The organism is Microbacterium sp. RU1D (genome assembly GCF_900156435.1).
Taxonomy (GTDB): Bacteria; Actinomycetota; Actinomycetes; order Actinomycetales; family Microbacteriaceae; genus Microbacterium.
In genome coordinates, this window is the sequence record NZ_FTPQ01000002.1 from 673,587 (window position 1) to 695,590 (window position 22,004).

A 22,004-nucleotide genomic window follows, 5' to 3' on the forward strand; every position below is an offset into this window, starting at 1 on the left:
CCGGGGGGCTTGAAATTCATGTGCGCGTGAGGCATGTCGACGGGTTAGGTTCGAAGAATGCGCCGGGGGGAAGCATCATTCGCGACGGTCGGTCACACCTCGTGACCGCGCCCGACACGCTCGCCGATTTCTCGAGCCTGCTGGAAGACGCGCCGCGCGAGCCGGCGCCCCCGGGCCGCGGCGGGCGCATCGCGCTGATCGTCTTCCTGGTGATTCTGCTGGCCACCCTCGGCGGCGGCGGCGGGTACGTCTGGTGGGCCTCGGCGGCGGCCCTCCCCGCCCCGACCGTCACCTCGAAGGCGCCCTCCGTGAGCCCCGGGGCCGTGGCATCCCTCGTCCTGCCCTCCTCGGGCTCCGCGCGTCTCGCCGTCGAGGGCGGTGAGCAGTTCCTGGGGCCGGACGCGGCCGGGGTGTTCGCCTCGTCGGGCGGCGACGACGCACGGCCCATCGCCAGCATCGCCAAGCTCGTGACGGCGTTGGTTGTGCTCGATGCGCACCCCCTGAGTGATGCCTCCGATCCCGGGCCCACCATCGCCTTCACCGAGGCAGACACCGACCTGTACGACCGCTTCTACGTGCAGGGCGTCACGATCGCGGCGATGCCCGACGGTACGCGCATGCCGCTGCACGACGCCCTGGCCACGATGTTGCTGCCTTCGGCCAGCAACTACGCGGTCGCGATCGCCCGCTGGGGGTTCGGGTCGGAGGGCGCCTACGTCGACGCGGCCCGGTCGTGGTTGAGCCGCAACGGCCTGAACGACACGCGCATCGTGGATGCCACCGGCATCGACGCGCGCAACACCTCCACACCCGACGACCTCGTCGCCCTCGGCCGCATCGCGGCGGCGAACCCGGCGATCGCCGCGATCACGGCGACGCGCTCGATCAGCGTGACCGGCGCGGGGACCGTGACCAACACGAACGACCTCCTCGGCACGCTCGGCGTGAACGGGCTGAAGACCGGGAATCTCGGCGACGGCACTTTCAACCTACTGTTCACGGCGTCCCTCGACGTCGGCATCGGCAGCCCGCTGAAGATCACGGGTGTGCGCCTCGGAGGCGCCACCCACGACAGCACCGACGCCGATGTGGCGCGTCTGCTGCAGAGCGTCAGCGACGGTTTCCACGATGTGACGGTCGGCTCGCTGGGCGCCACCATCGGCACGATCACGACACCGTGGGGGTCGAACGCCTCCCTCGTGCTCGCCAGGAACGCCGAGCTGCGGACATGGTCGGACACCCCGGTGACCGTGACCCTCGACACCGTCTCCCCGCGCACCTACGCCGACGGCGAGAGGGTCGGGACGGTCACCTGGACGGCCGGACCGCAATCGACCTCGGCCGACGTGAAGATCTCCGGCGCCATCGAAGAGCCCACGCTGCTGTGGCGCCTGACCCATCCGGGCGAGCTGGGCTGACGTCGGGGGCGCCGCGACTTCGGCCGTGGAGCTTCAGACCGCAGGCAGGTCCGCGTGCGCGATCACGGCCTCGCCGGTGTCGCGCAGCTCCATGCGCACGGCATCCCCCCGGAGAACGGCCGCGTTCAGACGGCAGACGATCGGCACCTCGGAGCCCAGCACCTCGCCCGCCGAGAACTCCGCACCGTTGACCCCGACGAAGACCAGCTCGTAGGTCGCTCCCGCATCGAGCCCCGTCGCTTGGAGGTAGGCCTCCGTGCCCCACGTGTGCGCGACGACCTCGGCCGAGACGTCCACGCCGTCGCGATCGTCGCTCACCGCGACGCGCTCGAGGGCGCCGAGGGTGCCAGGCGGGCCCGACGGCGCCGAGGAGTCGGAGAGTCCCGCGCCGTTGGCGCCGAGCACGACGCCCCCTACCAGGCATGCGGCCGCGGCCACCGGTGTCACCCATCGGCGCTCTCGCTTCCGCGGCGACACAGGAGGCACCGGAACCGGGGCCCCCAGGGAGGACTCGATCCGAGCGAACAGGTCTCCGTCATCGCGCGGCACGACCCACCCGACGTCGCCCTGACGCAGCCGCCCGGCGATGCCGTCGAGTGCGGCGTACTCCTCGGCACGGGCCGGATCGGAGCGACGCAGGTCGTCGAACTCCGCCTTTTCCGCCGCGGTCAGCTCTCCCGCCAGCGCGGCGGCGGCCAGTTCGGCCCAGCGATCATCAGGAGTGCGCATCGGTCTCCTCCATCTCCTCGAGGTGCGTGCGAAGGGCGCGGAGCCCGTGGAACGTGCGTGTGCGCCACGTCGTGACGGGGACGCCCGTGGCATCCGCGAGCTCCTGATACGACCGACCGTGCAGGTGAATTGCCACGACCGCGGTGCGATGCGCCTCGCTGAGCACCGACAGCGCCTCGAGCATGCGCAGGCGATCGAGCGGGTCGATCGCCTCCGCTGCCCGGCTCTCAAGCTCTCCCTGGTCACCGATCACCGGCAGGCGCGCCCGAGCGCGGAGGGCGTCGACGATCACGTTGCGCGCGATCGAGAACAGCCACGTTCGCTCGGATGCGGCCCGCGCGTCGAAACGGTCGCGCGCCCGCCACGCGCGCAGGAACGTCTCCTGCACGCAGTCCTCGGCCAACGGCCGGTCGCGTAAGGCGTTCACCGCGAACCCCAGCAGGGCATGGCCGTTGTCGTCGAACGCGCGGCGCAGGTCGAATGCCGGGCGTGTGCTCGATCGTCGAGAAGCGCGCATCCGCAACTCCCCCTCGCGTCCCGTGTAGTCGGACTCCGTCACCCGTGTCGTCCTCTCCGAGGGTAACCGTCGCCCGCCGACGTCCTCGTGAGGGAGTACGCCCGTGGCGGTCCCGGCGTTCACGTGCGGGAAGAAATTTCCGGATGCCGTGAACGCGCGGCCCCCGGTGGTCGTACTCCCCCGCAACCGGACACTCCGCGTCCCGATCGAAAGGCACGACGATGACGAAGAAGACGTACGCCCGCCCACTCACGATCGGCGCCCTGGCCGGCGTCGCCCTCCTGGCCGTCGGCGTCCCGGCGCACGCCGAGACCGAGGTCGCCGAACCCGCCGAGTTCACGAGCGCGTTCACGGTCATGGCCACCCCCGACCAGGTGATCAACAACGACGGCGTCGCCGCCCCCGGCGAGGAGGGCGCCACCGGCACATTCACGTTCCGCATCAATTCCGACCTCGACATCATCTGCTACGACATCCGCCTCGAGGGCGTCACCGGCGACTACCAGAGCCCCGCAAAGACCGCCACGCACATCCACGAAGCGGCCGTGGGCGAGCCCGGACCGCCTCGGATCGCCTTCCCGAACCCGACCCCCGTGGGCGACGGACCCCGCACCTCCTCGGGGTGCCTGCAGGGCCCCTTCACCACGGGCGTGGTCGCCAACGGCGCCGACACCGGCGAGGGCTTCACCCTGAAGCAGATCGAGGCCGACCCCGCCGGCTTCACCGGCGACTCGCACACCGTCGACTTCGCGGCCGGCGTCGTCCGCGGGCAGCTGTCCGCAATCCCCGTCGGTGGCGTCGACACCGGCGCCGGTGGTTCCGCCACGGCGGATGCCGGCGGGTGGGGTCTCGCCGCGGCTGCGGGCGGTCTCGGAGTCGTGGCCGCGGGTGCACTCGCGCTACGCCGCCGTCACGCGTCGTCGGCGAAGTGACCGACGCACGGCGCGGTGCGCGGCGCTCGTCCTTTTCGGGACGGCCGCGGCGCACCGCGTGCGTGCTCGTCGTGGGCGCGCTGATGACCATCACCGGTTGCAGCTCCCCGCTCGCGGCCGATGAGCCGCCGCCCCAGATGACGACCGCGTCTCCCCCGGTGCCGTCACCCCCTCGGGCCGCGACGGCTCCCTCTGCCGCTGCATCCCCTCCCGTGCGCGTCTCGATCCCGGCGATCGACCTGGACGAGTCGCTGATCAACCTGGGCATCGACGGCGACGGCGCCATGGAGGTTCCCGCCGATTATGACGAGGTCGGTTGGTTCAGCGGCGGAGGACTTCCCGGGGGCACGGGCCCGACGGTGATCGCCGCGCACGTCGACTCCCCCACCGGGCCCGCGATCTTCCAGAATCTGGAGGATCTCGTCGTCGGGGACCTCGTCGAGGTGCAGGATGCCGATGGCCGGATCCACGCCTACCGCGTCACCGAGGCGGCCGACTACCCCAAGGCGGCGTTCCCCACCGCGCGCGTCTTCGGGGCGACCGCGCGAGATGAACTCCGACTGATCACGTGCGGCGGTGTCTTCGACCGCGATTCGGGGCACTATGTCGACAACCGCGTGGTCTATGCGGAGCGGGTTTGAAGCCCGGCACGTACCGAGATGGTCGCGCCCACAGGGCTGCGCTCGTCCGGTCGGCGACGCCGATCTGCCGGAACACACTGCCCAGATGCGCTCGGCGCCCGCGTCCGTGGCGAGATCGCGGAGCACGCGCAGACCGAGGTGCCCCTCAGCCGGGGCGTCGAGCACCGCCCGCGCATCGAAACCGGGGCCGTCGTCGGCGAGGAGCGGATCGACGCGGTCGACGACGACCCCGTCGACGGCGTCGGAGGTGTCGGCCACGACCGCGGCGTGACTCCACACGTGTTCCAGTACGCGACCCGCCGGAGCGATCCGCACCCTGACACGCCGATGCATCTACGACCAGGTCGGGCCGAGTAATGCAACGCCCCCGCAGAACACGTGCTACGTGGGCTGCGGCCCCCCGAGCGCATCGACGAGGTTCCGCGGGTCGATGTCGAGGTTCTCGGCGGAGACCGTGCGACGACGTCGCTTGCGTCCGTCCTGCCGCGTGAAGACGACGAGAGCGGTCTGAAGCAGGCCGGATGCCGGGCGGATCTCGGCGAGCGTGCCCTCGCGGGGCCATTCCTCGGCGCGCACCGCCGGAGCGAAAGCGGACGGTCTTTCGAGGGCGGGAAACTGGACGGTCGTGGGAGTGATCGCGACCGCGACCTCGGGCATGCGCGGCCGTCGCCGGAGCTGGCGCACACCCAGCGCGCCGATGGCGAGGGGGACCGCAAGCGTCAGAGCGAGCAGAAGTGCGGCGGCCCCCTGTCCGTCCGCGGCCACGGCCACGATCGGCAGCAGCGTGACGAATCCCCAGAGCACCGCGAGAGCCAATGCCGCGACGCCCTGCCCGCGCACGACCTTTCGCAGGGTCTGCTCAACGGCAGCCCGCTTGACCGCGTCGTAACGCGCCACCACCGTCGCCGCAGGGGTCATCGCGTGCCCATCGCTGACTCGTCCGGGTCGTCGCCCGTGTGGTGGACGACATCCCAACCGCCGCGCGCGTCATCACGAATCGCGTCCGCGGTGGCGGCAGCACGGCGCATGAGATCCGCGAAATCGGAAGCCACCTCGTCCCGTGTCGGTGTCCGCAGGCGCCGACGGGCTTGTTCGACAGCCTCGTCGAGCGCGCGACGCTGGTCCGGATCGACGGCGGGCAGCTCCGCGGGGTCGGGGAGGCGAGGGTCGATCGACTCTCTCCATCGGGGATCGTGCAACAGCGTCCGCAGCGGTCGCTTGCCACTGGCGATGAGTCGGAGTCGACTGGCGTACGCCTCGTCGTCGGTCGCGTCCGCCAGCGCGATCAACCGCTTCTGGAGGGCTCGGGCGAAGTCGTCGCCGGCGGTGCGCAGCAGCGCAGCCGATACGTCGGGAAGTTCCACGTCAGGCCTCCGGGAGAGGAACGAACTCGATGGCAGTGGTGGCGGAGCCGATGGTCGCTCCGGCCGCGATCGTCACCGAGAGCGTGGTCATCATGACGCCCCACGCGCTCGAGAACGCCTGCACGACCGCGACGATTGCCGAGACGACTGCGGGCACGGCCGTTGCACCCCCGCTGAAGAGCGCGGCGATGGCCTCGCCGATCGACGCGAATCCCATCAGGAAGACGATGAGCGCATCGACGGCCGCGTCGAGCGCCGAGAGCAAGGCCTGACACGCCCCGAAGGCCGCCCATGCCGCGCTGGAGTACTTCGACGCGAGGTCGCCGTAGACCTCCGGCTGGGCGGCGAACGCTGCCGTCAGTTCCGCGAAGTATTCACCCGCGCGATCGGCGCTCTCTCCACTCGTCCAGCCGGCGAATACGTCGACGGCGAGGTTGTGGACCGTGGCGCCGAGCCCCTCGAAGAACTCCCCCAGGTGACCGAAGGCGCTCCCCGCCAGGGCCACCTTGTCCCAGTCGCCGCTGAGCTTCTGGGCGAGGAACTCGAACAGGTCCTGACCCCCGGTCAGCGACGGCGCGACGAGTTGGACCAGCGCGTTGAGAACCTGCCGGCCCCAGTAGGAGAGCGAGATGTAATCCGGCCAGTTCAGGATGTCCCACACGACGGTGAACGCCGGGTCCGATACGGACGACTCGGGAGCCGCGAGCGCTGCCGCCGGCGAATCGAGGAGGAAGGCCTGGCGATTTGTGCTCCCGTCGATGGGCGTCGTCGCCACGTCGGGGTCGAGGTCATGGAACAGGTCTCCCACGCTGAGCTGGGCGTCGTTCTCGTTCTCGTCGAAGCGTCGAGCGACATCGTCCAGCGCCCCACCGGAAGCGACCATCAGCGCCTTGGATCGCACGAGCCCGGAATCCACCCTCGATGCAAAAGAGCTGTGCTCCGACAGCAGCCATTGGATCAACGTGCCGCCCGCCCACGACTGGGCCTTGTCGATATGGGTGTCGAAGTACTGCAGCGCACGACTCACGTCGTCGGCGAGCTGCACGCACGCTTCGCTCCCCCTCGAACCACCGATGTGTCGACCTGGATCGTCATGAGCATCTCCCCCCGAAGCGTGTCGTCAGCCTACACATGACGTCAGCTTCGGCCTCCGGCGCTCCCGAGCTCGTCGCCGGCGTTGCCGATCCGTTCCTTCAGTTGTTGAACCGGAACTCCACCACGTCGCCGTCCTGCATGACGTAGTCCTTGCCCTCGAGGCGTGCCTTGCCCTTGGCGCGGGCCTCGGCGACCGAGCCGAGCTCGACGAGATCGGCGAACGAGATGACCTCGGCCTTGATGAAGCCCTTTTCGAAGTCGGTGTGGATGACACCGGCCGCCTGCGGCGCCTTCGCGCCCTGCGGGATCGTCCAGGCGCGCGCCTCCTTGGGCCCGGCCGTGAGGTAGGTCTGCAGGCCGAGGGTGTCGAAGCCGATGCGCGCGAGCTGGTCGAGGCCCGACTCGTCCTGACCGGTGGATGCCAGCAGCTCGGCGGCATCCTCGGGGTCGAGGTCGATCAGCTCGGACTCGATCTTGGCATCCAGGAAGACGGCCTTCGCCGGAGCGACCAGCGCCGACAGCTCGTCCTTACGAGCATGGTCGGTGAGCACCGCTTCGTCGACGTTGAAGACGAAGATGAACGGCTTCGCGGTCAGCAGACCCAGCTCGCGGATCGGCGAGAGGTCGAGACCGGATGCCGAGAGCAGCACGCCGCGCTGCAGCGCGTCCTGGGCGGCCTTCGCGGCGTCGAGCACCGAGGGGTCGAGCTTCTTGCCCTTGACCTCCTTCTCGTAGCGGGTAATCGCCTTCTCGAGGGTCTGGAGGTCGGCGAGCTGCAGCTCGGCGTTGATGGTCTCCATGTCGCTCGCGGGGTTGACCGCGCCGTCGACGTGGACCACGTCGTCGTCGGCGAATCCGCGGACGACCTGGGCGATGGCATCCGCTTCACGGATGTTCGCGAGGAACTGATTGCCGAGACCCTCGCCCTCGCTCGCTCCGCGCACGATGCCGGCGATGTCGACGAACGACACCGCGGCGGGCACGAGCCGCTCGCTCTGGAACACGCCGGCCAGCTGCTGCAGGCGCGCATCGGGAAGGTTCACGACCCCGACGTTGGGCTCGATCGTGGCGAACGGGTAGTTCGCGGCGAGCACCGAGTTCTTGGTCAGGGCGTTGAAGAGGGTCGACTTTCCGACGTTGGGAAGGCCGACGATTCCGATGGTAAGAGCCACGGGAGTCCAGGTTACCCGGCCCGGGCGGTGCGCACCCGCGTCACGGCCGCCGTGCGCGGAACGCGTGGGTGACGTACGGCAGCGCGACCGAGCCCCCGTCGGCCAACTCCGGGACGGATGCCACCACCCCGTCGACCGCGGCGTCGATGCGCGCGCGCGTCGCCGCGTCGGCCGTGATGATGTCACTGCGCGAGGCCACGAGCTCCCGCAGCACGGGAAGGGTGATCGGCCGTTCCCACCGCCACTCGCGATGCTCCAGCTCGGCGAAGGGCTCGGTGACGCGCGGACCGGTGGTGGCGAGCAGCACCTCCGCGTTCGAGCCGCCCATCGCCGCGGTGAGGCGTCGCACCCAGTCGACGGCGTCATCGCGGATGTTCCAGATCAACCCGAGAGCCCCGCCGCTGCGCAGCACTCGGCCGACCTCCCGCGAGGCCGCGTCCACGTCGACCCAGTGCCACGCCTGCCCCATCACGACGGCGTCGAGACCGGCGTCGGGCAGCGGAAGGCGCTCCGCCGTGCCGGCGAACGTCGGCACGCCCCGCACCGATTCGCGCAGGGCGGCGAGCATGTCGGCATCCGGGTCGACCGCCACCACGTCGGCACCGAGCTCGACGACCGCGCGGGTGAGCTTGCCCGTGCCCGCTCCGACGTCGGCGACGCGCAGGGCCCGCCCCTCTTCGCGGACCGGCGCCAGCAGCCACGCCACCGCCTCGGCCGGATACCCGGGGCGGCCCGATTCGTAGGCGGATGCCGCCTGCCCGAACGACGTCGACTTCTCACTCCCCGTCATGCCCCCGACCCTACGCCGCCCCTCCGACACGGCACGTCGGGGCACCGCCGGCACAGCTTCCGCGAACGAATCCTCGTGCCGATGCGTTGCGGAACCCGGCGCGCCTCCCCTCGGACGCGGGGCGCGCGGCGCAGGGTGGATCCGTGGCTCTGGATTTCACCGCGATCGACTTCGAGACGGCGAACTCCAGCGGCGCCTCCGCCTGCGCCGTCGGCCTGGCCCGTGTCCGCGGCGGTCGGGTCGTCGCCACCGCGGCGTGGCTCATCAAGCCGCCGCCCGGGCACGACCACTTCGCCCCGATCAACGTCGGCATCCACGGCATCCAGCCGGCCCACGTCGTCGACGCCCCGTCATGGAGCGCCCAGCTCGCACGTCTCACGGCCTTCGCCGGTTCCGACGTGCTCGTGGCCCACAACGCCGGGTTCGACATGTCGGTGCTGCGTCGCGCGTGCGCGGCGACCGGAGACGAGTGCCCGCCGTACCGCTACCTGTGCAGCGTGCAGATGTCGCGCAAGACCTACACGCTCGATTCATATCGGCTCCCCCTCGTCGCCGCGGAGGCGGGCTGCTCCCCCTTCGCCCACCACGACGCCCTCGCCGACGCCGTCGCGTGCGCCGAGATCACGATCGACTGCGCACGGCGGGCGGGGGTCGACGACGTGCAGGGCCTCGCGGCCCACCTCGGCGTGCGCATCTCGCAGATCTCCGTCGAACCGGTCGAGCGCGCCGTCGCCTGAGCCCTTAAAGTCGTCGCGTCGACCTCGGGCGGCCCGCACCGGACCGCGGACGTGAGTGCCGCTGAGCCCGACGTGCAGCCCTGCCTGTGCCCGCCCGGCCCGGCTTTCCGGCGATGTCGGAGGTGTGGTGCATGCTGACCCCATGGATGCCATCACCCTCGTCCTCGTGATCCTCGCCCTGGCGCTCGGCGTCGTCGGCGGGTGGTTCGTCGGGGGCGCGCGCGTGACCGCGCGGGGTGCGATCGCGCAGCGCGACCTCGAGGCGCGCGCGGTCGCCGCCGAGACCTCCCGAGCCGGGCTGCAACAGCAGCTCGAGCATCAGGCGGCGATGTACCGCGAACTCGTCGGCCAATCGCGCGCCGATCAGGCCGCGCGCGAAGAACGCGAGCGCCGCGAGCAGACCGTGCTGCGTGCCCTCGATCCGGTCCGCGAGACCCTCGATGCGATGCAGCGTAAGGTCGACGGGCTCGAGCGCGACCGGGTCGAGCAGTACTCCGCCCTGGGCGAGCAGTTGCGGCTGTCCCGCGAGGCCGATGAGGCGCTGCGCGCCACCACCGAGTCGCTCGCGTCGGCCATGCGCTCGGGCACCACGCGCGGAGTGTGGGGCGAGACGCAGCTGCGGCGCGTCGTGGAGGCCGCCGGACTCACCCGCTACGTCGACTTCGACCTGCAGGCGTCGATCTCGAGCGACGCCGGGGCGGGTCGTCCCGACATGGTGGTGCGCCTCCCCGGCGGCAAAGCCCTGGCGGTGGATGCCAAGGTCCCGCTCGAGGCCTACCTGCAGGCCAGCGCGATCGCGGTCACCGCGCACGGCGACGAGGGCGTCCGTCGTGCCGCGCTGCTGTCCAAGCACGCGCGTGCGGTGCGCGCGCACGTCGACGCGCTCGCGAAGAAGGCGTACTGGGCGGGCCTGGCCACGAGCCCGGAGTTCGTCGTGTGCTTCCTGCCGAGCGAGTCCCTCCTGGCCTCCGCGCTGGATGAGGACCCGACCCTCCTCGAATACGCCTTCACCCGCCGCGTCGCTCTCGCCTCCCCCGTCAACCTGTGGGCGGTGTTGAAGACGGTGGCCTTCACGTGGACGCAGCAGGACGTGTCCGACGAGGCCCGCACGCTGTTCCAGCTCGGCACCGAGTTGTACGAGCGCGTCGGCGTCCTCGCGGGCCACGCCAACGACCTGCGACGCGCGATCGAGAAGACGGTCGACAGCTACAACCGGTTCGCGGGCTCGCTCGAATCGCGGGTGCTCGTCACCGCGCGCAAGTTCCCCGGCATCGACGAGACCAAGCTCGACGCCGTCACCGCTCCCGCGGCGCTCGACGCCACGCCCCGCCGATGGACGGCACCGGAGATGCTCGACATCGATGCCGCCGCCGGCGGCGGCCCCGCCGAGGGCATCGCCGCGAGCGACCTCGAGTCACCGTCGACCCTCGCCGATCTCGGTGGCGTTCGCGAACGCGCAGGACTCACCGACGAGCCGCGCCCGTGAGCACAATCGTGAGCGATCAGCGCGTCGTCGCACCCACCGCTCGGACACCGCGGCATCCACCGGTCGGGTGCCGTACGATGCGTGTCCGCACACACGAAACCGGGCCGACCCAGACGGATCGACCCGGTTCGGAAGACGTGAGGTTCAGGCCCCGCCCGGAACCCAGCTGAGCAGGCTCACCACCGCGGCGGAGACGGCGACGAAAGCACCGACCATCCACCAGGCGCTGACTTCGTGCCCCTCGTCACGGCGGACACGGAGAAGGACATCGGGACGTCGAGCGGGGTCGACCGCGCTGGCGATGACGGCCTGAGCACCTGTCTGAGGTGCGGTCTGATTCGTCGGAGCTGTTGCCATGACGATCCCCCTTCGGGTCTCGGAAGAACACAGCGTCGCCGTTGACACTTCAAGAGATTCTGCCAGACCGCCCCGGACATACCGGTCACGCTTGCGTCACGACACGCCCGGCTGTATCTGCACGCCCGCCACCCGCGTGACAGCCGCCCCGCATGCCCCTCCCCGCGTCGCGAACCGCTTCCAGCTGACGAACCGCTGTCAGCCTGCAACCGAGATGTCAGCGGAGTGCAGTCTCGCGGCCCCAGCGAGCGCCGCGACGGGTCTCAGCCAGCGCTACGACCGACGTCCCGCCCGGCGCCGCGACCGGCCCCAGCGAGCGCCGCGACCGACGCCTCGCCCACTGCCGCGACTGGCGCTTCCGCATCCGCGACGACCCGCCTCTCACCGACGTCCGCCTCAGCGGCCGTGCGTCACAGCCACTTCGACGTGAGGTGCTCCGACGAGATGCGGCGGAGCGTACCCGACGCCCCGCGGAGCACGACGCTCTCGGTGTAGATGAAGTCGCCGTCGCGACGGACGCCCTGCACCAGCTGACCGTCGGTCACGCCGGTGGCGACGAAGATCGTGTTCTTACCCGTGACCAGATCATCGGCCTCGTACACGGTGCCGTCGACCTTGAGGCCGGCATCCTGGCCCTTCTGCTTCTCGTCGTCGGTGCGGGGAGCGAGTACGCCCTGGATGTGACCACCGAGCGCCTTGATGGCGCACGCGGTGACGATGCCCTCGGGGCTGCCGCCGATGCCGACGCACATGTCGGTGCGGGCGTTGTGCCGGGCGGCGTTGATGCCGCCGGCGACGTCGCCGTCGCTCATCAGGCGGGTCCCGGCGCCCGCCTCACGGATGTCGGCGATGAGCTGCTCGTGCCGGGGACGGTTCAGCACCGAGACGACGATTTCGTCGACCGGCTTGCCGAGCGCTTTGGCCAGCAAGCGGATGTTCTCACCGATCGGCAGGCGGATGTCGACGACGCCGACACCGGCGGGCCCGGTGACGAGCTTGTCCATGTAGAACACGCTCGATGCGTCGAGCATCGTGCCCTGGTCGGACACGGCGATGACCGACAGCGCGTTCTGACGACCGGCGGCGGTCAGCGACGTGCCGTCGATCGGATCCACGGCGACGTCGCAGCGAGGGCCACGGCCGCTGCCGACGCGCTCCCCGTTGTAGAGCATGGGAGCGTTGTCCTTCTCACCCTCGCCGATGACGATCGTCCCGTCGAAGTTGACGGTGCTGAAGAACGCGCGCATCGCGTCGACGGCCGCTCCGTCGGCGGCCTCCTTGTCGCCTCGGCCGATGAAGGGGACGGCACGGATGGATGCCGCTTCCGTCGCCCTCACCAACTCCAGAGCCAGGTTGCGGTCGGGGTGCAGAGGGCTCATGTCGGCAGTCAGGCTCACCATGGGCCCACTGTATCCAGCGGGTGGGACACAATCGCCGGTTTTCCGCCGCTCAAGCGCGAAGGAATCGGCATTCTTAACGGTTCGACAGAAGTGCTCGGTTCCTGTCGCGCGGGAACCGTCACGATCCGGCGGCTTCGCTAGAGTGACGGTGTCCCGACAACGACCAAGGAGCACCTCCATGCCCGTCGCCACCCCTGAGCAGTACGCCGAGATGCTGGACCGCGCCAAGGCCGGCAGCTTCGCGTACCCCGCGATCAACGTCTCGAGCTCGCAGACCATCAACTCGGTGCTCCAGGGCCTGACCGAGGCCGGCTCCGACGGCATCCTCCAGGTCACCACCGGCGGCGCCGACTACTTCGCCGGCCACACCGTGAAGGCCCGCGCCACCGGCGCGCTCGCCTTCGCGAAGTACGTCACCGAGGTCGCCAAGAACTACCCGATCACCGTCGCGCTCCACACCGACCACTGCCCCAAGGACGCCCTGCCCGGCTTCGTCCTCCCGCTGCTCGAAGCCTCCGAAGAAGAGGTCAAGGCCGGTCGCAACCCGATCTTCCAGTCGCACATGTGGGACGGTTCGGCTGTTCCCCTCGACGAGAACATCGACATCGCCGCCGAGCTCCTCCCCCGCCTGAACAACATTCACGCCATCCTCGAGATCGAGGTCGGCGTCGTGGGCGGAGAGGAAGACGGCGTCCAGCACGAGGGCTCCAACGAGGCGCTTTACACCACCGTCGCCGACGTCACCAAGGCCGTCGAGCGTCTCGGTCTCGGAGAGAACGGCCGCTACATCTCGGCCCTCACCTTCGGCAACGTGCACGGCGTGTACAAGCCCGGCGGCGTCAAGCTGCGCCCCGAGCTGCTCGGCGAGATCCAGGAGGGCATCGCCGCGAAGTTCGGCACCGGCCCCAAGCCCCTCGACCTGGTCTTCCACGGCGGCAGCGGCTCGACCGACGAAGAGATCGCCCTGGCCGTGCGCAACGGCGTCGTGAAGATGAACATCGACACCGACACCCAGTACGCCTTCACGCGATCCATCGCGGGCTACATGTTCTCGAACTACGAGGGCGTGCTGAAGCTCGACGGCGAGGTCGGCAACAAGAAGCAGTACGACCCGCGCGCCTGGGGCAAGGTGGCCGAGTCGGCCATGGCCGTCCGCGTGGTCGAGGCGACCAAGCAGCTCGGCTCCTACGGCCAGTCCCAGAGCTGACGCCCCGTCGTCCCGCGAACGCCCCGGCCCCCGTGCCGGGGCGTTCGCCGTTTCCGGATGCCACGCCCCACCGCCCCGCCGAGCACGACGGCGCAGCCGCACGGCGACACGCCGCTCCCGCTCGTCGGACGACGGCGCGTCGTCGATCCGTCCCGCCGCCGCGCACCGGCCGCCCCGGACGGACCGCTGGCGCACCTCAGCTCCGGTACATCTCCAGCACGGTCGGCGCCCCCTCGGGCGACGACACGACCTTGATCTCATCGCCCGCGCGCACCTCGCCCGCGCGGCGCACCCGCAGGTAGGCGCCGAGCCGGCCCTCGTCGGAGAACCGCTTGACCCAACCGCGCGCCGCCGCACCACCGACCCAGCGCGCGAAGGTCGCGCAGGGCGTGCGGGGCATCGTCACCTCGACCTCGACGGTGTCGCCGATGCGCCACACCTCGCCGATGCGGGCGCTGTTGACGTCGAGACCCTCGACGCGCAGGTTCTCGCCGAACCACCCCGCGTGCAGCTCGCGATCGAGCTCCCGCTCCCAGAACGCGGCGTCCTCCGCCGCGTAGGCGTACACCGCTTTTTCGGGGCCGCCGTGGTGCTTGCGGCTCGCCTGCACGTCGGCGCGGACGCCGAGCTTACCGACCCGCACGGCGCCGTCGAGCGGGCGCTTGTCGATCGCGGTCACGCCGACGGAACCGGCATCCGGGTGCAATTCGTGGACGGCGCAGACGGCGACGAGACGGGGCATGGATCGATGCTAGAGCGTCGGCGCCGTGCGCCCGCGCGCGTCAGGGCGAGAGGAATTCGCGTCGCATGACGACCGTGTCGCCATCGAGCGTGCGGATCTCGACCGACCCGATGTCGGCGGCCGCGAGGTCGGTGCCCGCGCTGAGCTCCGTCGTCGATCCGGGGCCCGCGCGCCACGTCGACAGCACGCTCGTCGTGCCCGAGTCGTCGGTGATCGCGAGGGCGTAGGGCCACCCGCCGGGGGGAGCGTCGAGCACCTCGCCGGTGTACTGGCACACGAGGTCGATGCGCGTGCCCCACGGCGCCGACGTCAGCTTGACCGAGGCCTCCAGCGGCGCTCCGGCGACGTCGTCGAGCGCGTACACCGTGCCCGAGGACTGCACGGCGCTGGTCACCGCGACGGCGGAGGGCACGGCGATCGCGACGAGGGCGATGGATGCCGCGAGCACCCAGCCGACGCGCCGACGCCTCCCGCGACGCCGTGCGGTGTCGAGCACGCGGGACCGCAGCGCCGGGCCCGGGGCCGGGAGCGGCACGGAACCGGTCGTCGAGCCGATCGCGCGGGCACGCTCCGCCGACAGCCGCGACAGCAGTCCCGCCGTCGGGGCGAGCTCGGCGACGGCGGTGCGGCACTGCGCGCATTCAGCCAGGTGGGCCTCGAACTCCGCGCGGTCCGGTCCCGACAACGCTCCGAGGACATAAGCGCCGTCCCCGCTCGACAGACGCTCGTGGTCGACGTTCACCGGGTCACCCCTCTCTCCTGCAGGGCGAGCCGCAGCGCTCGCACCGCGTAATGCAGTCGCGACTTGACGGTCCCCGCGGGGATGCCGAGCTCCTCGGCCGTCTGGGCGACGCTGCGCCCTCCGTAGTAGGCGCTGACGATCACCGCCCGGTGGTCGGGCGTGAGGGTCGAGAGCGCCTCCTCGACGAGGAGCGCGTCGAACATGGCATCCGTGTCGTCGTCGCGTACCGACTCGGGCAGTTCGTCGACGGGCTGCTCGTGCCGCCGCCGTGCGCTGCGCGCCTCGTCGATGACGAGGTTGCGGGCGACCGTGTACATCCACGACCGCAGGGACGCCGGGTCGTCGCTCATCACGCGCGGCGTGCGCCACGCGCGCAGCAGGGTCTCCTGCACGACGTCGTCGGCCCCGGCGTGATCGCCGGTCAGGCTCACGACGTAGCGCCAGACAGGGGTCGCGTGCGCGTCGTACAACGCCGTCAGCTGCGCGTGATCGTCTCTCACCGCGGCACCCCCTCTCCCTCGCTCACAGGGGACACGGGACGCCGGGCCTCGTGGTTCAGTTCGGGACGCTGTCGATGATCGCGGTCATGAACTGCGGGTCACCGACGAGGGCCATGGTCACGCAGATGCCGGCGATCAGCGCCGTTGCGACGAACCCGACGAGCGGGACCCAGAACGCGATGCGTCCGCGCCGGAGCCGTCGCCAGGTGACGACCGCCGTCAGGAGCCAGCCGATGCCGTAGACGAGGGCAGCGGCGGCTCCCCACACGTATCCGGCCGAGAGGTTGGTGAAGGTCGCCGTCACGCCGAGCATCTGGGCGCCGCGCTCGGCGTACTCGGGGAAGTCCAGCAGTTGCACGATCGTCGTGACCACCGAGAACAGGCCGTAGAACAGCAGTCCGAAGGTCACGATGCGGTCGACGCGCGCGCCACGCGTCGCGGGTGCGGCCAAGCGCGCGGGTGCGTCCGCGGCGGGGGCGGCCTGCGGCTGCGCCGTCGGCTGCGGGGCGACCCCCGCCTCGAGAGCCTCGGTCACCTCCGGCCGCTGGATGCGGGCGCGCTGCTCCTCGGCCGTGGCGTACTCGCCGAACTGCGGGCGAGGGCGCTCCGCCCCACCCTCGGCCGCATGACGGGAGTCGTCGCTCACGCGCGACCCCGGCCGCCGAGCGCTCGGCTGTCGCGCTTGCCGCTGGCATCCTGACGCAGCTCCTTGGGGAGCGAGAAGATCAGGTCCTCCTCGGCGGTGCGCACCTCTTCGACGTCGCGGTATCCCGCGCCGGCGAGCTCTTCGAGCACCTCGGTCACGAGCACCTCGGGCACCGAGGCGCCGCTGGTGACGCCGACGGTCTGCACGCCCTCGAGCCATTCCTGCTTGACCTCGTCGACGTAGTCGACGCGGTAGGCGGCCTTGGCGCCGTGCTCGAGGGCGACCTCGACCAGGCGCACGCTGTTGGAGGAGTTGGCCGAGCCCACGACGATCACGAGATCGGCGCCGACGGCGACCTTCTTGATCGCGACCTGCCGGTTCTGCGTGGCGTAGCAGATGTCGTCGGAGGGCGGGTCCTGCAGCTCGGGGAAGCGCTCGCGCAGGCGACGGACCGTCTCCATCGTCTCGTCGACCGAGAGGGTGGTCTGCGACAGCCATACGACCTTCGAGGGGTCGCGCACCTCGATGGTGTCGGCGTGGTCGGGCGAGTTGACGACCGTCACGTGCTCGGGAGCCTCGCCGGCGGTGCCCTCGACCTCTTCGTGGCCCTCGTGGCCGATCAGCAGGATCTCGAAGTCGTCGCGCGCGAAGCGGACGGCCTCGCGGTGCACCTTCGTGACCAGGGGGCACGTCGCATCGATCGCCTGGAGTCCTCGATCGGATGCCGCTGAGACGACGGCCGGAGATACGCCGTGCGCACTGAAGACGACGTGGGCGCCGGAGGGGACCTCGTCGACCTCTTCGACGAAGATCGCGCCCTTCTTCTCGAGCTCGGTGACGACGTGGATGTTGTGCACGATCTGCTTGCGCACGTACACCGGGGCGCCGTAGCGCTCGAGGGCCTTCTCGACGGCGATCACCGCGCGGTCGACGCCGGCGCAGTAACCGCGGGGTGCGGCCAGCAGCACCTTCTTCTGTCCGTTGACGGGGATATCCTGGAGCCGCCCGCGTCGACCCGGGATACGGGGAACGGGCAGGTGGACGGCAGGTGAGCTCACCCCTCGATTCTACCGGGGCGCCCCTGGACGCCGGCCGAACCTCCCCCACTGCGACCCGCACGGATACCATGACCCTTCCCCCGCCCCGCCCCACCCGCCGCCGGCGCGCAACCGAGGGAGCGACATGACCTCCTTCCAGCCCGAGACCGTCCCCGGCGAGGCCCCGCCGGCCGACAGCGTCCATCCCCGCGATTCGCGCACCGACGCGCCCACCTCCGTCTCGCGCCTGAACGACACCATCCGCGGCTTCATCGAGCGCTGGGGCTCCGTCTGGGTCGAGGGCGAGATCACCTCCTTCAACCGCCGCGGCGGCAACGTCTTCGGACGCCTGAAAGACCTCGGCACCGAGTCGACGGTGTCGTTCCGCATCTGGTCCAGCACGCTCGCGCGACTGCCGAAGGACCTGCAGGTCGGCGACCACGTCGTGGCGTGCGTCAAGGCCGACTATTTCCCCCGAACCGGGGACTTCTCGTTCGCGATCTCGGCGATGCGCCACGTAGGACTGGGCGAGCAGCTCGAACGTCTCGAGCGGCTCCGGGTGCAGCTGCGGTCGGAGGGCCTCTTCGACCCCGCGCGCAAGAAGCGCCTCCCCTTCCTCCCCCAGTGCATCGGCCTCATCACCGGCGAGAACTCGGACGCCGAGAAAGACGTGCACCGCAATGCCGAACTGCGCTGGCCGCGCGTGCACTTCCGCACGAAGCACGCGGCGGTGCAGGGAGATCGATGCGTGCCCGAGACCATCGCCGCGCTCAAGGCGCTGGATGCCGACCCCGACGTCGACGTGATCGTCATCGCCCGCGGCGGCGGCGACCCGCAGACGCTGCTCGGCTTCAGCGACGAACGCCTTCTGCGCGCGGTGGCCGCGGCATCCACCCCGATCGTCAGCGCCATCGGCCACGAGAACGACCGTCCGCTGCTCGACGAGGTCGCCGATGTGCGCGCCTCGACGCCCACCGACGCCGCCAAGCGCGTCGTGCCCGACGTGAGCGAGCAGCGCGCGCTCGTGGCCCAACTGCGCGCGCGCCTGACCGGGCGCCTCACCCAGCGCGTCGTGCACGACATCGCCCAACTGGAGCAGATCCGCTCGCGCCCGGCTCTGCGCACCCCGCACGCCATGCTCACCTCGCGCGCGCAGGAGCTGTGGATGCTGTCCAACCGCGGCCGCGACATCGTCGACCGCCGCCTCGAGAGCGAGCGGCGCCGCACGCGCGAGCTCAGCGCGGGCCTGCGGGCCCTGTCGCCACTCGCGACCCTCGCCCGCGGATACGCGATCGCGCAGCTGCCCGACGGCGCGGTGCTGCGCGACGCGGCCGACGCGCCGGCGGGCATCGTCCTGCGTCTGACGCTCGAGCAGGGCACGGTCGCCGCCACCTCGGAGGGCGTCGTCGCGGATGCCGTCCCGCACGGCTCCTCCCCCGCCCCCGCTCCCCTCGACGACGAGGCAACCGGAACCGGCTCTCCCGACGGGGCCGCCTAGAATGGATGCCATGACCGCGACGACCCCCGGCTCCGCCGCCGACGTCGCCTCCCTGTCGTTCGAGCAGGCCCGCGACGAACTCGTCCGCGTGGTCGCCGAACTGGAGCAGGGCGCCCCCACACTCGAGGAGTCGCTGGCCCTCTGGGAGCGCGGCGAGAAGCTTTACGCCCGCTGCGAGGAATGGCTTCTGGGCGCCAAGCGCCGCCTCGACGCCGCGCGCGGCGAAGGGGACGACTGATGGCCCGCGTCGTCGCCCACCTCGGCCGGCCAGAGACCCCGCAAGAGACCGCCGACCGCAAGGCGGAGGCCTCCCGGCGCTACCGCTCCAGCAAGACCTTCCGCAACCTCGTCGCCGCCCTCCTCGTCACGGTGGCCGTCGTGTTCGTCGTCGTCGCCGGTGTCCCCCGTGGCGAGCCGACTCCCCCGCCGGCCCCCGACGTCCCCGCCCTCGCGGCCGACATCGAGGCGGACCTCGGGCGCCCTGTGCTCTCGCCGTCGCTCGGCGACGGGTGGCGGGTCAACCAGGCCACCACCGAGGGCGTCGGCGGCACCGAAGCGTGGACCATGGTCTACGTGCGCTCCGGCGAGTCCGGCTTCCTGCGCGTCGCGCAGGGATTCGACGCCGGTGAGGCCTGGGTCGGGCAGGTGCTCGACGGCACCCGCAGCACCGAGACCGTCGACATCGACGGCATCACCTGGAACGTCTACCGCCCGTCCAACCCCGCCGGAACAGGCAACATCGACTACGCCCTGGCCACCCCGGCCGGCCCCGACTACGTGCTCGTCTACGGCGACGCAGCCCCCGAGACCGCGGCCCTGGCGGCCGCCTCCGTCACATCCCAGATCGAGCAGTTGAGAGAGGTCCCGTGAGCGAGCGCATGACCCCCCGTCAGGTGTGGCAGCAGATGGTAGAGGGCAACCGGCGCTTCGTCGCCGGCGAGCCCGCCCACCCCCGTCAGGACGTCGAGCGCCGCGCCGAGCTCGCGAGCTCTCAGCATCCGACCGCCGCGCTGTTCGGCTGCTCCGACTCGCGCCTGGCCGCCGAGATCATCTTCGACGAGGGCCTCGGCGACCTGTTCGTCGTTCGCAACGCTGGCCAGGTCATCTCCGACTCCGTGATCGGCAGCCTGGAATACGCCGTGGGCGTTCTCGAGGTGCCCCTCATCGTGGTCCTCGCCCACGACGCCTGCGGTGCGGTCGGCGCGGCCATCGACAGCACGGGCGTCGACGCCCCGACCCTCCCCGCCTACATCTGGCGTCAGATCGCGCCGATCGTGCCGGCCGTCCGCCGCGTGCAGCGCGAGAACGCGGTCGACGGGCACCTCCCCGACCACGTCGACCCCGAGCTCGTCGGCCGGGAGCACCTGCGCCACACCGTGGCCGACCTGCTGCGCGCCTCGGAGCTGATCAGCGAGGCCGTGGCCGAGGGCCGCACCGCCGTCGTGGGTGCCAACTACCGTCTCGACGAGGGGGAAGCCTTCCCCGTCGTCATCGTGGGCGACGTCGACGACCCGCGCATCTGAGAAGCGCGCGCCGCGAATCGCGCGCGTGCGAGCCTTGCACCGAGAACCGAACGAACGACCTGGAGGAACGACGACGTGACCGACACCGAGTACCGCATCGAACACGACACCATGGGTGAGGTGCGGGTGCCCAAGGACGCCCTCTACGCCGCGCAGACCCAGCGCGCGGTCGAGAACTTCCCGATCTCCGGCAAGGGCCTCGAGTCGACGCAGATCGCGGCGCTGGCGCGCATCAAGAAGGCCGCCGCGCTGGCCAACAAGGATCTCGGCACCCTCGACGGCGCCATCGCCGACGCGATCGCCCAGGCCGCCGACGAGGTCGTCACGGGCCGCCACGACGCGCACTTCCCGGTCGACACATACCAGACCGGCAGCGGCACGTCGTCGAACATGAACATGAACGAGGTGCTGGCGACGCTGGCGACCGGCATCCTGGGGTCGACCGTGCACCCCAACGATCACGTCAACGCCTCGCAGTCGTCGAACGACGTCTTCCCCACCTCGGTGCACATCGCCGTGACCCAGGCGCTCATCACCGACCTCGTTCCCGCGCTCGAGCACCTCTCGGTCGCTCTCGAGGCCAAGGCCGAGGCGTGGAAGGGCATCGTGAAGTCCGGCCGCACCCACCTCATGGATGCCACCCCCGTCACGCTCGGGCAGGAATTCGGCGGCTACGCCCGTCAGATGCGTCTGGGCATCGAGCGCGTGCAGGCCGTGCTCCCCCGCGTCGGCGAGGTCCCGCTCGGCGGCACCGCGGTCGGCACGGGCATCAACACCCCCCTCGGCTTCCCGCAGAAGGTCATCGAGCTGCTCGCGGCCGAGACCGAACTGCCCATCACCGAGGCGAAGGACCACTTCGAGGCGCAGGCCAACCGCGACGGCCTCGTCGAGGCATCCGGAGCCCTCCGCACCATCGCGGTGTCGCTCACGAAGATCAACAACGACATCCGCTGGATGGGTTCGGGCCCCAACACCGGTCTCGGCGAGCTCCACATCCCCGACCTGCAGCCCGGGTCCTCGATCATGCCCGGCAAGGTCAACCCGGTCGTCCCCGAGGCGACGCTCATGGTGTGCGCGCGGGTCATCGGCAACGACGCGACCGTCGCCTGGGCCGGCGCTTCGGGCTCGTTCGAACTGAACGTGGCCATCCCGGTCATGGGCACCGCCCTGCTGGAGTCGATCCGCCTGCTGTCCAACGCGATGCGCGTGCTGGCCGACAAGACCATCGACGGCCTCGAGGCCAACGTCGCCCGCGCCGAGGCGTTCGCCGGCATGTCGCCGTCGATCGTCACGCCGCTGAACAAGGTCATCGGCTACGAGGCTGCAGCCAAGATCGCCAAGCACTCGGTGGCAAAGGGCATCACCGTCCGCGAGGCTGTCATCGACCTCGGCTACGTCGAGCGCGGCGAGATCACCGAAGAGGTGCTCGACGCCAAGCTCGATCTGCTGTCGATGACGCACGCGGGCTGAG

At 70.9% G+C, this 22,004-nt stretch carries 25 protein-coding genes; 11 read left to right on the forward strand and 14 right to left on the reverse strand.

Annotation, left to right across the window (positions count from 1 at the left end):
• Nucleotides 1-101 precede the first annotated feature (101 nt).
• Entirely contained in the window at nt 102-1,418 is a 1,317-nt protein-coding gene (locus B0B15_RS11940; RefSeq protein ID WP_076676323.1) for a D-alanyl-D-alanine carboxypeptidase family protein, read from the forward strand.
• A gap of 33 nt (nt 1,419-1,451) precedes the next feature.
• Here B0B15_RS11940 and B0B15_RS11945 read toward each other — a convergent pair whose 3' ends face one another.
• The gene (locus B0B15_RS11945) at nt 1,452-2,147 is read right to left on the reverse strand and encodes an anti-sigma factor (RefSeq protein ID WP_076676325.1); all 696 of its coding nucleotides are present in this window, start codon (nt 2,145-2,147) and stop codon (nt 1,452-1,454) included.
• Nucleotides 2,134-2,706, reverse strand: a complete 573-nt coding sequence (locus B0B15_RS11950; protein ID WP_256334288.1) for a sigma-70 family RNA polymerase sigma factor — start codon at nt 2,704-2,706, stop codon at nt 2,134-2,136. Before B0B15_RS11950 ends, B0B15_RS11945 begins: the two co-directional genes overlap by 14 nt.
• Nucleotides 2,707-2,885: 179 nt before the next feature.
• Between B0B15_RS11950 and B0B15_RS11955 the strand changes: the two genes are divergently transcribed.
• On the forward strand, nt 2,886-3,596 hold the full coding sequence (locus tag B0B15_RS11955; protein ID WP_076676327.1) for a CHRD domain-containing protein: 711 nt from the start codon (nt 2,886-2,888) through the stop codon (nt 3,594-3,596).
• Between the two features lie 212 nt (nt 3,597-3,808).
• Nucleotides 3,809-4,237, forward strand: a complete 429-nt coding sequence (locus B0B15_RS11960) for a class F sortase (RefSeq protein WP_256334289.1) — start codon at nt 3,809-3,811, stop codon at nt 4,235-4,237.
• 381 nt (nt 4,238-4,618) lie between these two features.
• Here B0B15_RS11960 and B0B15_RS11970 read toward each other — a convergent pair whose 3' ends face one another.
• The 5 genes from B0B15_RS11970 to B0B15_RS11990 all read right to left on the reverse strand — a co-directional run bounded on the left by B0B15_RS11970 (nt 4,619) and on the right by B0B15_RS11990 (nt 8,658).
• The gene (locus tag B0B15_RS11970; protein WP_076676331.1) at nt 4,619-5,155 is read right to left on the reverse strand and encodes a hypothetical protein; all 537 of its coding nucleotides are present in this window, start codon (nt 5,153-5,155) and stop codon (nt 4,619-4,621) included.
• Nucleotides 5,152-5,601: a hypothetical protein gene (locus B0B15_RS11975; RefSeq protein WP_076676333.1), complete on the reverse strand. Its 450-nt coding sequence runs from the start codon at nt 5,599-5,601 to the stop codon at nt 5,152-5,154. The genes B0B15_RS11970 and B0B15_RS11975 overlap by 4 nt, the downstream gene beginning before the upstream one ends.
• A 1-nt stretch (nt 5,602) precedes the next feature.
• A complete protein-coding gene (locus B0B15_RS11980) occupies nt 5,603-6,646 on the reverse strand; it encodes a hypothetical protein (protein ID WP_076676335.1) in 1,044 nt (347 codons plus the stop codon).
• A 148-nt stretch (nt 6,647-6,794) separates the two neighbouring features.
• A complete protein-coding gene (ychF, locus tag B0B15_RS11985) occupies nt 6,795-7,868 on the reverse strand; it encodes a redox-regulated ATPase YchF (RefSeq protein ID WP_076676337.1) in 1,074 nt (357 codons plus the stop codon).
• 40 nt (nt 7,869-7,908) lie between these two features.
• Nucleotides 7,909-8,658, reverse strand: coding sequence for a class I SAM-dependent methyltransferase (locus tag B0B15_RS11990; protein ID WP_076676339.1), 750 nt, complete (start codon nt 8,656-8,658; stop codon nt 7,909-7,911).
• 143 nt (nt 8,659-8,801) lie between these two features.
• On the opposite strand from B0B15_RS11990, the gene B0B15_RS11995 reads away from it, so the two are divergent.
• Nucleotides 8,802-9,395, forward strand: coding sequence for a 3'-5' exonuclease (locus tag B0B15_RS11995; protein WP_076676341.1), 594 nt, complete (start codon nt 8,802-8,804; stop codon nt 9,393-9,395).
• Nucleotides 9,396-9,537: 142 nt separating this feature from the next.
• Nucleotides 9,538-10,881, forward strand: a complete 1,344-nt coding sequence (locus B0B15_RS12000) for a DNA recombination protein RmuC (RefSeq protein WP_076676343.1) — start codon at nt 9,538-9,540, stop codon at nt 10,879-10,881.
• A 144-nt stretch (nt 10,882-11,025) separates the two neighbouring features.
• On the opposite strand, the gene B0B15_RS12005 is transcribed toward B0B15_RS12000, so the two are convergent.
• Together B0B15_RS12005 and glpX are read right to left on the reverse strand one after the other, a co-directional pair.
• Nucleotides 11,026-11,238, reverse strand: a complete 213-nt coding sequence (locus B0B15_RS12005; protein WP_083708993.1) for a UDP-N-acetylmuramyl pentapeptide phosphotransferase — start codon at nt 11,236-11,238, stop codon at nt 11,026-11,028.
• 410 nt (nt 11,239-11,648) lie between these two features.
• A complete protein-coding gene (gene glpX / locus B0B15_RS12010) occupies nt 11,649-12,638 on the reverse strand; it encodes a class II fructose-bisphosphatase (RefSeq protein ID WP_076676347.1) in 990 nt (329 codons plus the stop codon).
• 178 nt (nt 12,639-12,816) lie between these two features.
• Here glpX and fbaA point away from each other — a divergent pair, with 178 nt between their 5' ends.
• Nucleotides 12,817-13,845 carry a class II fructose-bisphosphate aldolase gene (fbaA, locus tag B0B15_RS12015; RefSeq protein WP_076676349.1) on the forward strand — a complete coding sequence of 343 codons (1,029 nt, stop codon included), beginning with the start codon at nt 12,817-12,819 and terminating at the stop codon, nt 13,843-13,845.
• Nucleotides 13,846-14,041: 196 nt separating this feature from the next.
• Here the strand turns inward: fbaA and B0B15_RS12020 are convergent, their stop codons facing one another.
• The 5 genes from B0B15_RS12020 to B0B15_RS12040 are packed head-to-tail and all read right to left on the reverse strand — an operon-like array spanning nt 14,042 to nt 17,533.
• Nucleotides 14,042-14,587: an MOSC domain-containing protein gene (locus B0B15_RS12020; protein WP_076676351.1), complete on the reverse strand. Its 546-nt coding sequence runs from the start codon at nt 14,585-14,587 to the stop codon at nt 14,042-14,044.
• A gap of 40 nt (nt 14,588-14,627) precedes the next feature.
• Nucleotides 14,628-15,329, reverse strand: coding sequence for a zf-HC2 domain-containing protein (locus B0B15_RS12025; RefSeq protein ID WP_076676353.1), 702 nt, complete (start codon nt 15,327-15,329; stop codon nt 14,628-14,630).
• A complete protein-coding gene (locus B0B15_RS12030; protein ID WP_076676355.1) occupies nt 15,326-15,829 on the reverse strand; it encodes a sigma-70 family RNA polymerase sigma factor in 504 nt (167 codons plus the stop codon). The genes B0B15_RS12025 and B0B15_RS12030 overlap by 4 nt, the downstream gene beginning before the upstream one ends.
• A 55-nt stretch (nt 15,830-15,884) precedes the next feature.
• Nucleotides 15,885-16,475, reverse strand: coding sequence for a DUF6264 family protein (locus B0B15_RS12035; RefSeq protein WP_076676357.1), 591 nt, complete (start codon nt 16,473-16,475; stop codon nt 15,885-15,887).
• Nucleotides 16,472-17,533: a 4-hydroxy-3-methylbut-2-enyl diphosphate reductase gene (locus B0B15_RS12040; RefSeq protein WP_176776629.1), complete on the reverse strand. Its 1,062-nt coding sequence runs from the start codon at nt 17,531-17,533 to the stop codon at nt 16,472-16,474. The genes B0B15_RS12035 and B0B15_RS12040 overlap by 4 nt, the downstream gene beginning before the upstream one ends.
• Nucleotides 17,534-17,657: 124 nt before the next feature.
• Between B0B15_RS12040 and xseA the strand changes: the two genes are divergently transcribed.
• The 5 genes from xseA (at nt 17,658) to B0B15_RS12065 (ending at nt 22,003) form a co-directional block, all read left to right on the forward strand.
• Complete coding sequence (gene xseA, locus B0B15_RS12045; protein ID WP_076676359.1) at nt 17,658-19,010, forward strand: exodeoxyribonuclease VII large subunit; 1,353 nt, start codon at nt 17,658-17,660, stop codon at nt 19,008-19,010.
• 10 nt (nt 19,011-19,020) lie between these two features.
• Nucleotides 19,021-19,248 carry an exodeoxyribonuclease VII small subunit gene (locus B0B15_RS12050; protein ID WP_176776630.1) on the forward strand — a complete coding sequence of 76 codons (228 nt, stop codon included), beginning with the start codon at nt 19,021-19,023 and terminating at the stop codon, nt 19,246-19,248.
• The gene (locus B0B15_RS12055; RefSeq protein WP_076676363.1) at nt 19,248-19,880 is read left to right on the forward strand and encodes a DUF4245 family protein; all 633 of its coding nucleotides are present in this window, start codon (nt 19,248-19,250) and stop codon (nt 19,878-19,880) included. Before B0B15_RS12050 ends, B0B15_RS12055 begins: the two co-directional genes overlap by 1 nt.
• The gene (locus tag B0B15_RS12060; protein WP_083708994.1) at nt 19,877-20,533 is read left to right on the forward strand and encodes a carbonic anhydrase; all 657 of its coding nucleotides are present in this window, start codon (nt 19,877-19,879) and stop codon (nt 20,531-20,533) included. The genes B0B15_RS12055 and B0B15_RS12060 overlap by 4 nt, the downstream gene beginning before the upstream one ends.
• A gap of 75 nt (nt 20,534-20,608) precedes the next feature.
• Nucleotides 20,609-22,003: a class II fumarate hydratase gene (locus B0B15_RS12065; protein ID WP_076676365.1), complete on the forward strand. Its 1,395-nt coding sequence runs from the start codon at nt 20,609-20,611 to the stop codon at nt 22,001-22,003.
• Nucleotide 22,004: the final 1 nt, after the last annotated feature.

Excerpts from the sequence above, each read along its gene's own strand:
- B0B15_RS11945 (WP_076676325.1), bottom strand. The coding sequence starts at position 2,147 with ATGCGCACTCCTGATGATCGCTGGGCCGAACTGGCCGCCGCCGCGCTG.
- B0B15_RS11955 (WP_076676327.1), top strand. The coding sequence starts at position 2,886 with ATGACGAAGAAGACGTACGCCCGCCCACTCACGATCGGCGCCCTGGCC.
- B0B15_RS11970 (WP_076676331.1), bottom strand. The coding sequence starts at position 5,155 with ATGACCCCTGCGGCGACGGTGGTGGCGCGTTACGACGCGGTCAAGCGG.
- B0B15_RS11990 (WP_076676339.1), bottom strand. The coding sequence starts at position 8,658 with ATGACGGGGAGTGAGAAGTCGACGTCGTTCGGGCAGGCGGCATCCGCC.
- B0B15_RS12000 (WP_076676343.1), top strand. The coding sequence starts at position 9,538 with ATGGATGCCATCACCCTCGTCCTCGTGATCCTCGCCCTGGCGCTCGGC.
- B0B15_RS12005 (WP_083708993.1), bottom strand. The coding sequence starts at position 11,238 with ATGGCAACAGCTCCGACGAATCAGACCGCACCTCAGACAGGTGCTCAG.
- glpX (WP_076676347.1), bottom strand. The coding sequence starts at position 12,638 with ATGGTGAGCCTGACTGCCGACATGAGCCCTCTGCACCCCGACCGCAAC.
- fbaA (WP_076676349.1), top strand. The coding sequence starts at position 12,817 with ATGCCCGTCGCCACCCCTGAGCAGTACGCCGAGATGCTGGACCGCGCC.
- B0B15_RS12020 (WP_076676351.1), bottom strand. The coding sequence starts at position 14,587 with ATGCCCCGTCTCGTCGCCGTCTGCGCCGTCCACGAATTGCACCCGGAT.
- xseA (WP_076676359.1), top strand. The coding sequence starts at position 17,658 with ATGACCTCCTTCCAGCCCGAGACCGTCCCCGGCGAGGCCCCGCCGGCC.
- B0B15_RS12050 (WP_176776630.1), top strand. The coding sequence starts at position 19,021 with ATGACCGCGACGACCCCCGGCTCCGCCGCCGACGTCGCCTCCCTGTCG.
- B0B15_RS12055 (WP_076676363.1), top strand. The coding sequence starts at position 19,248 with ATGGCCCGCGTCGTCGCCCACCTCGGCCGGCCAGAGACCCCGCAAGAG.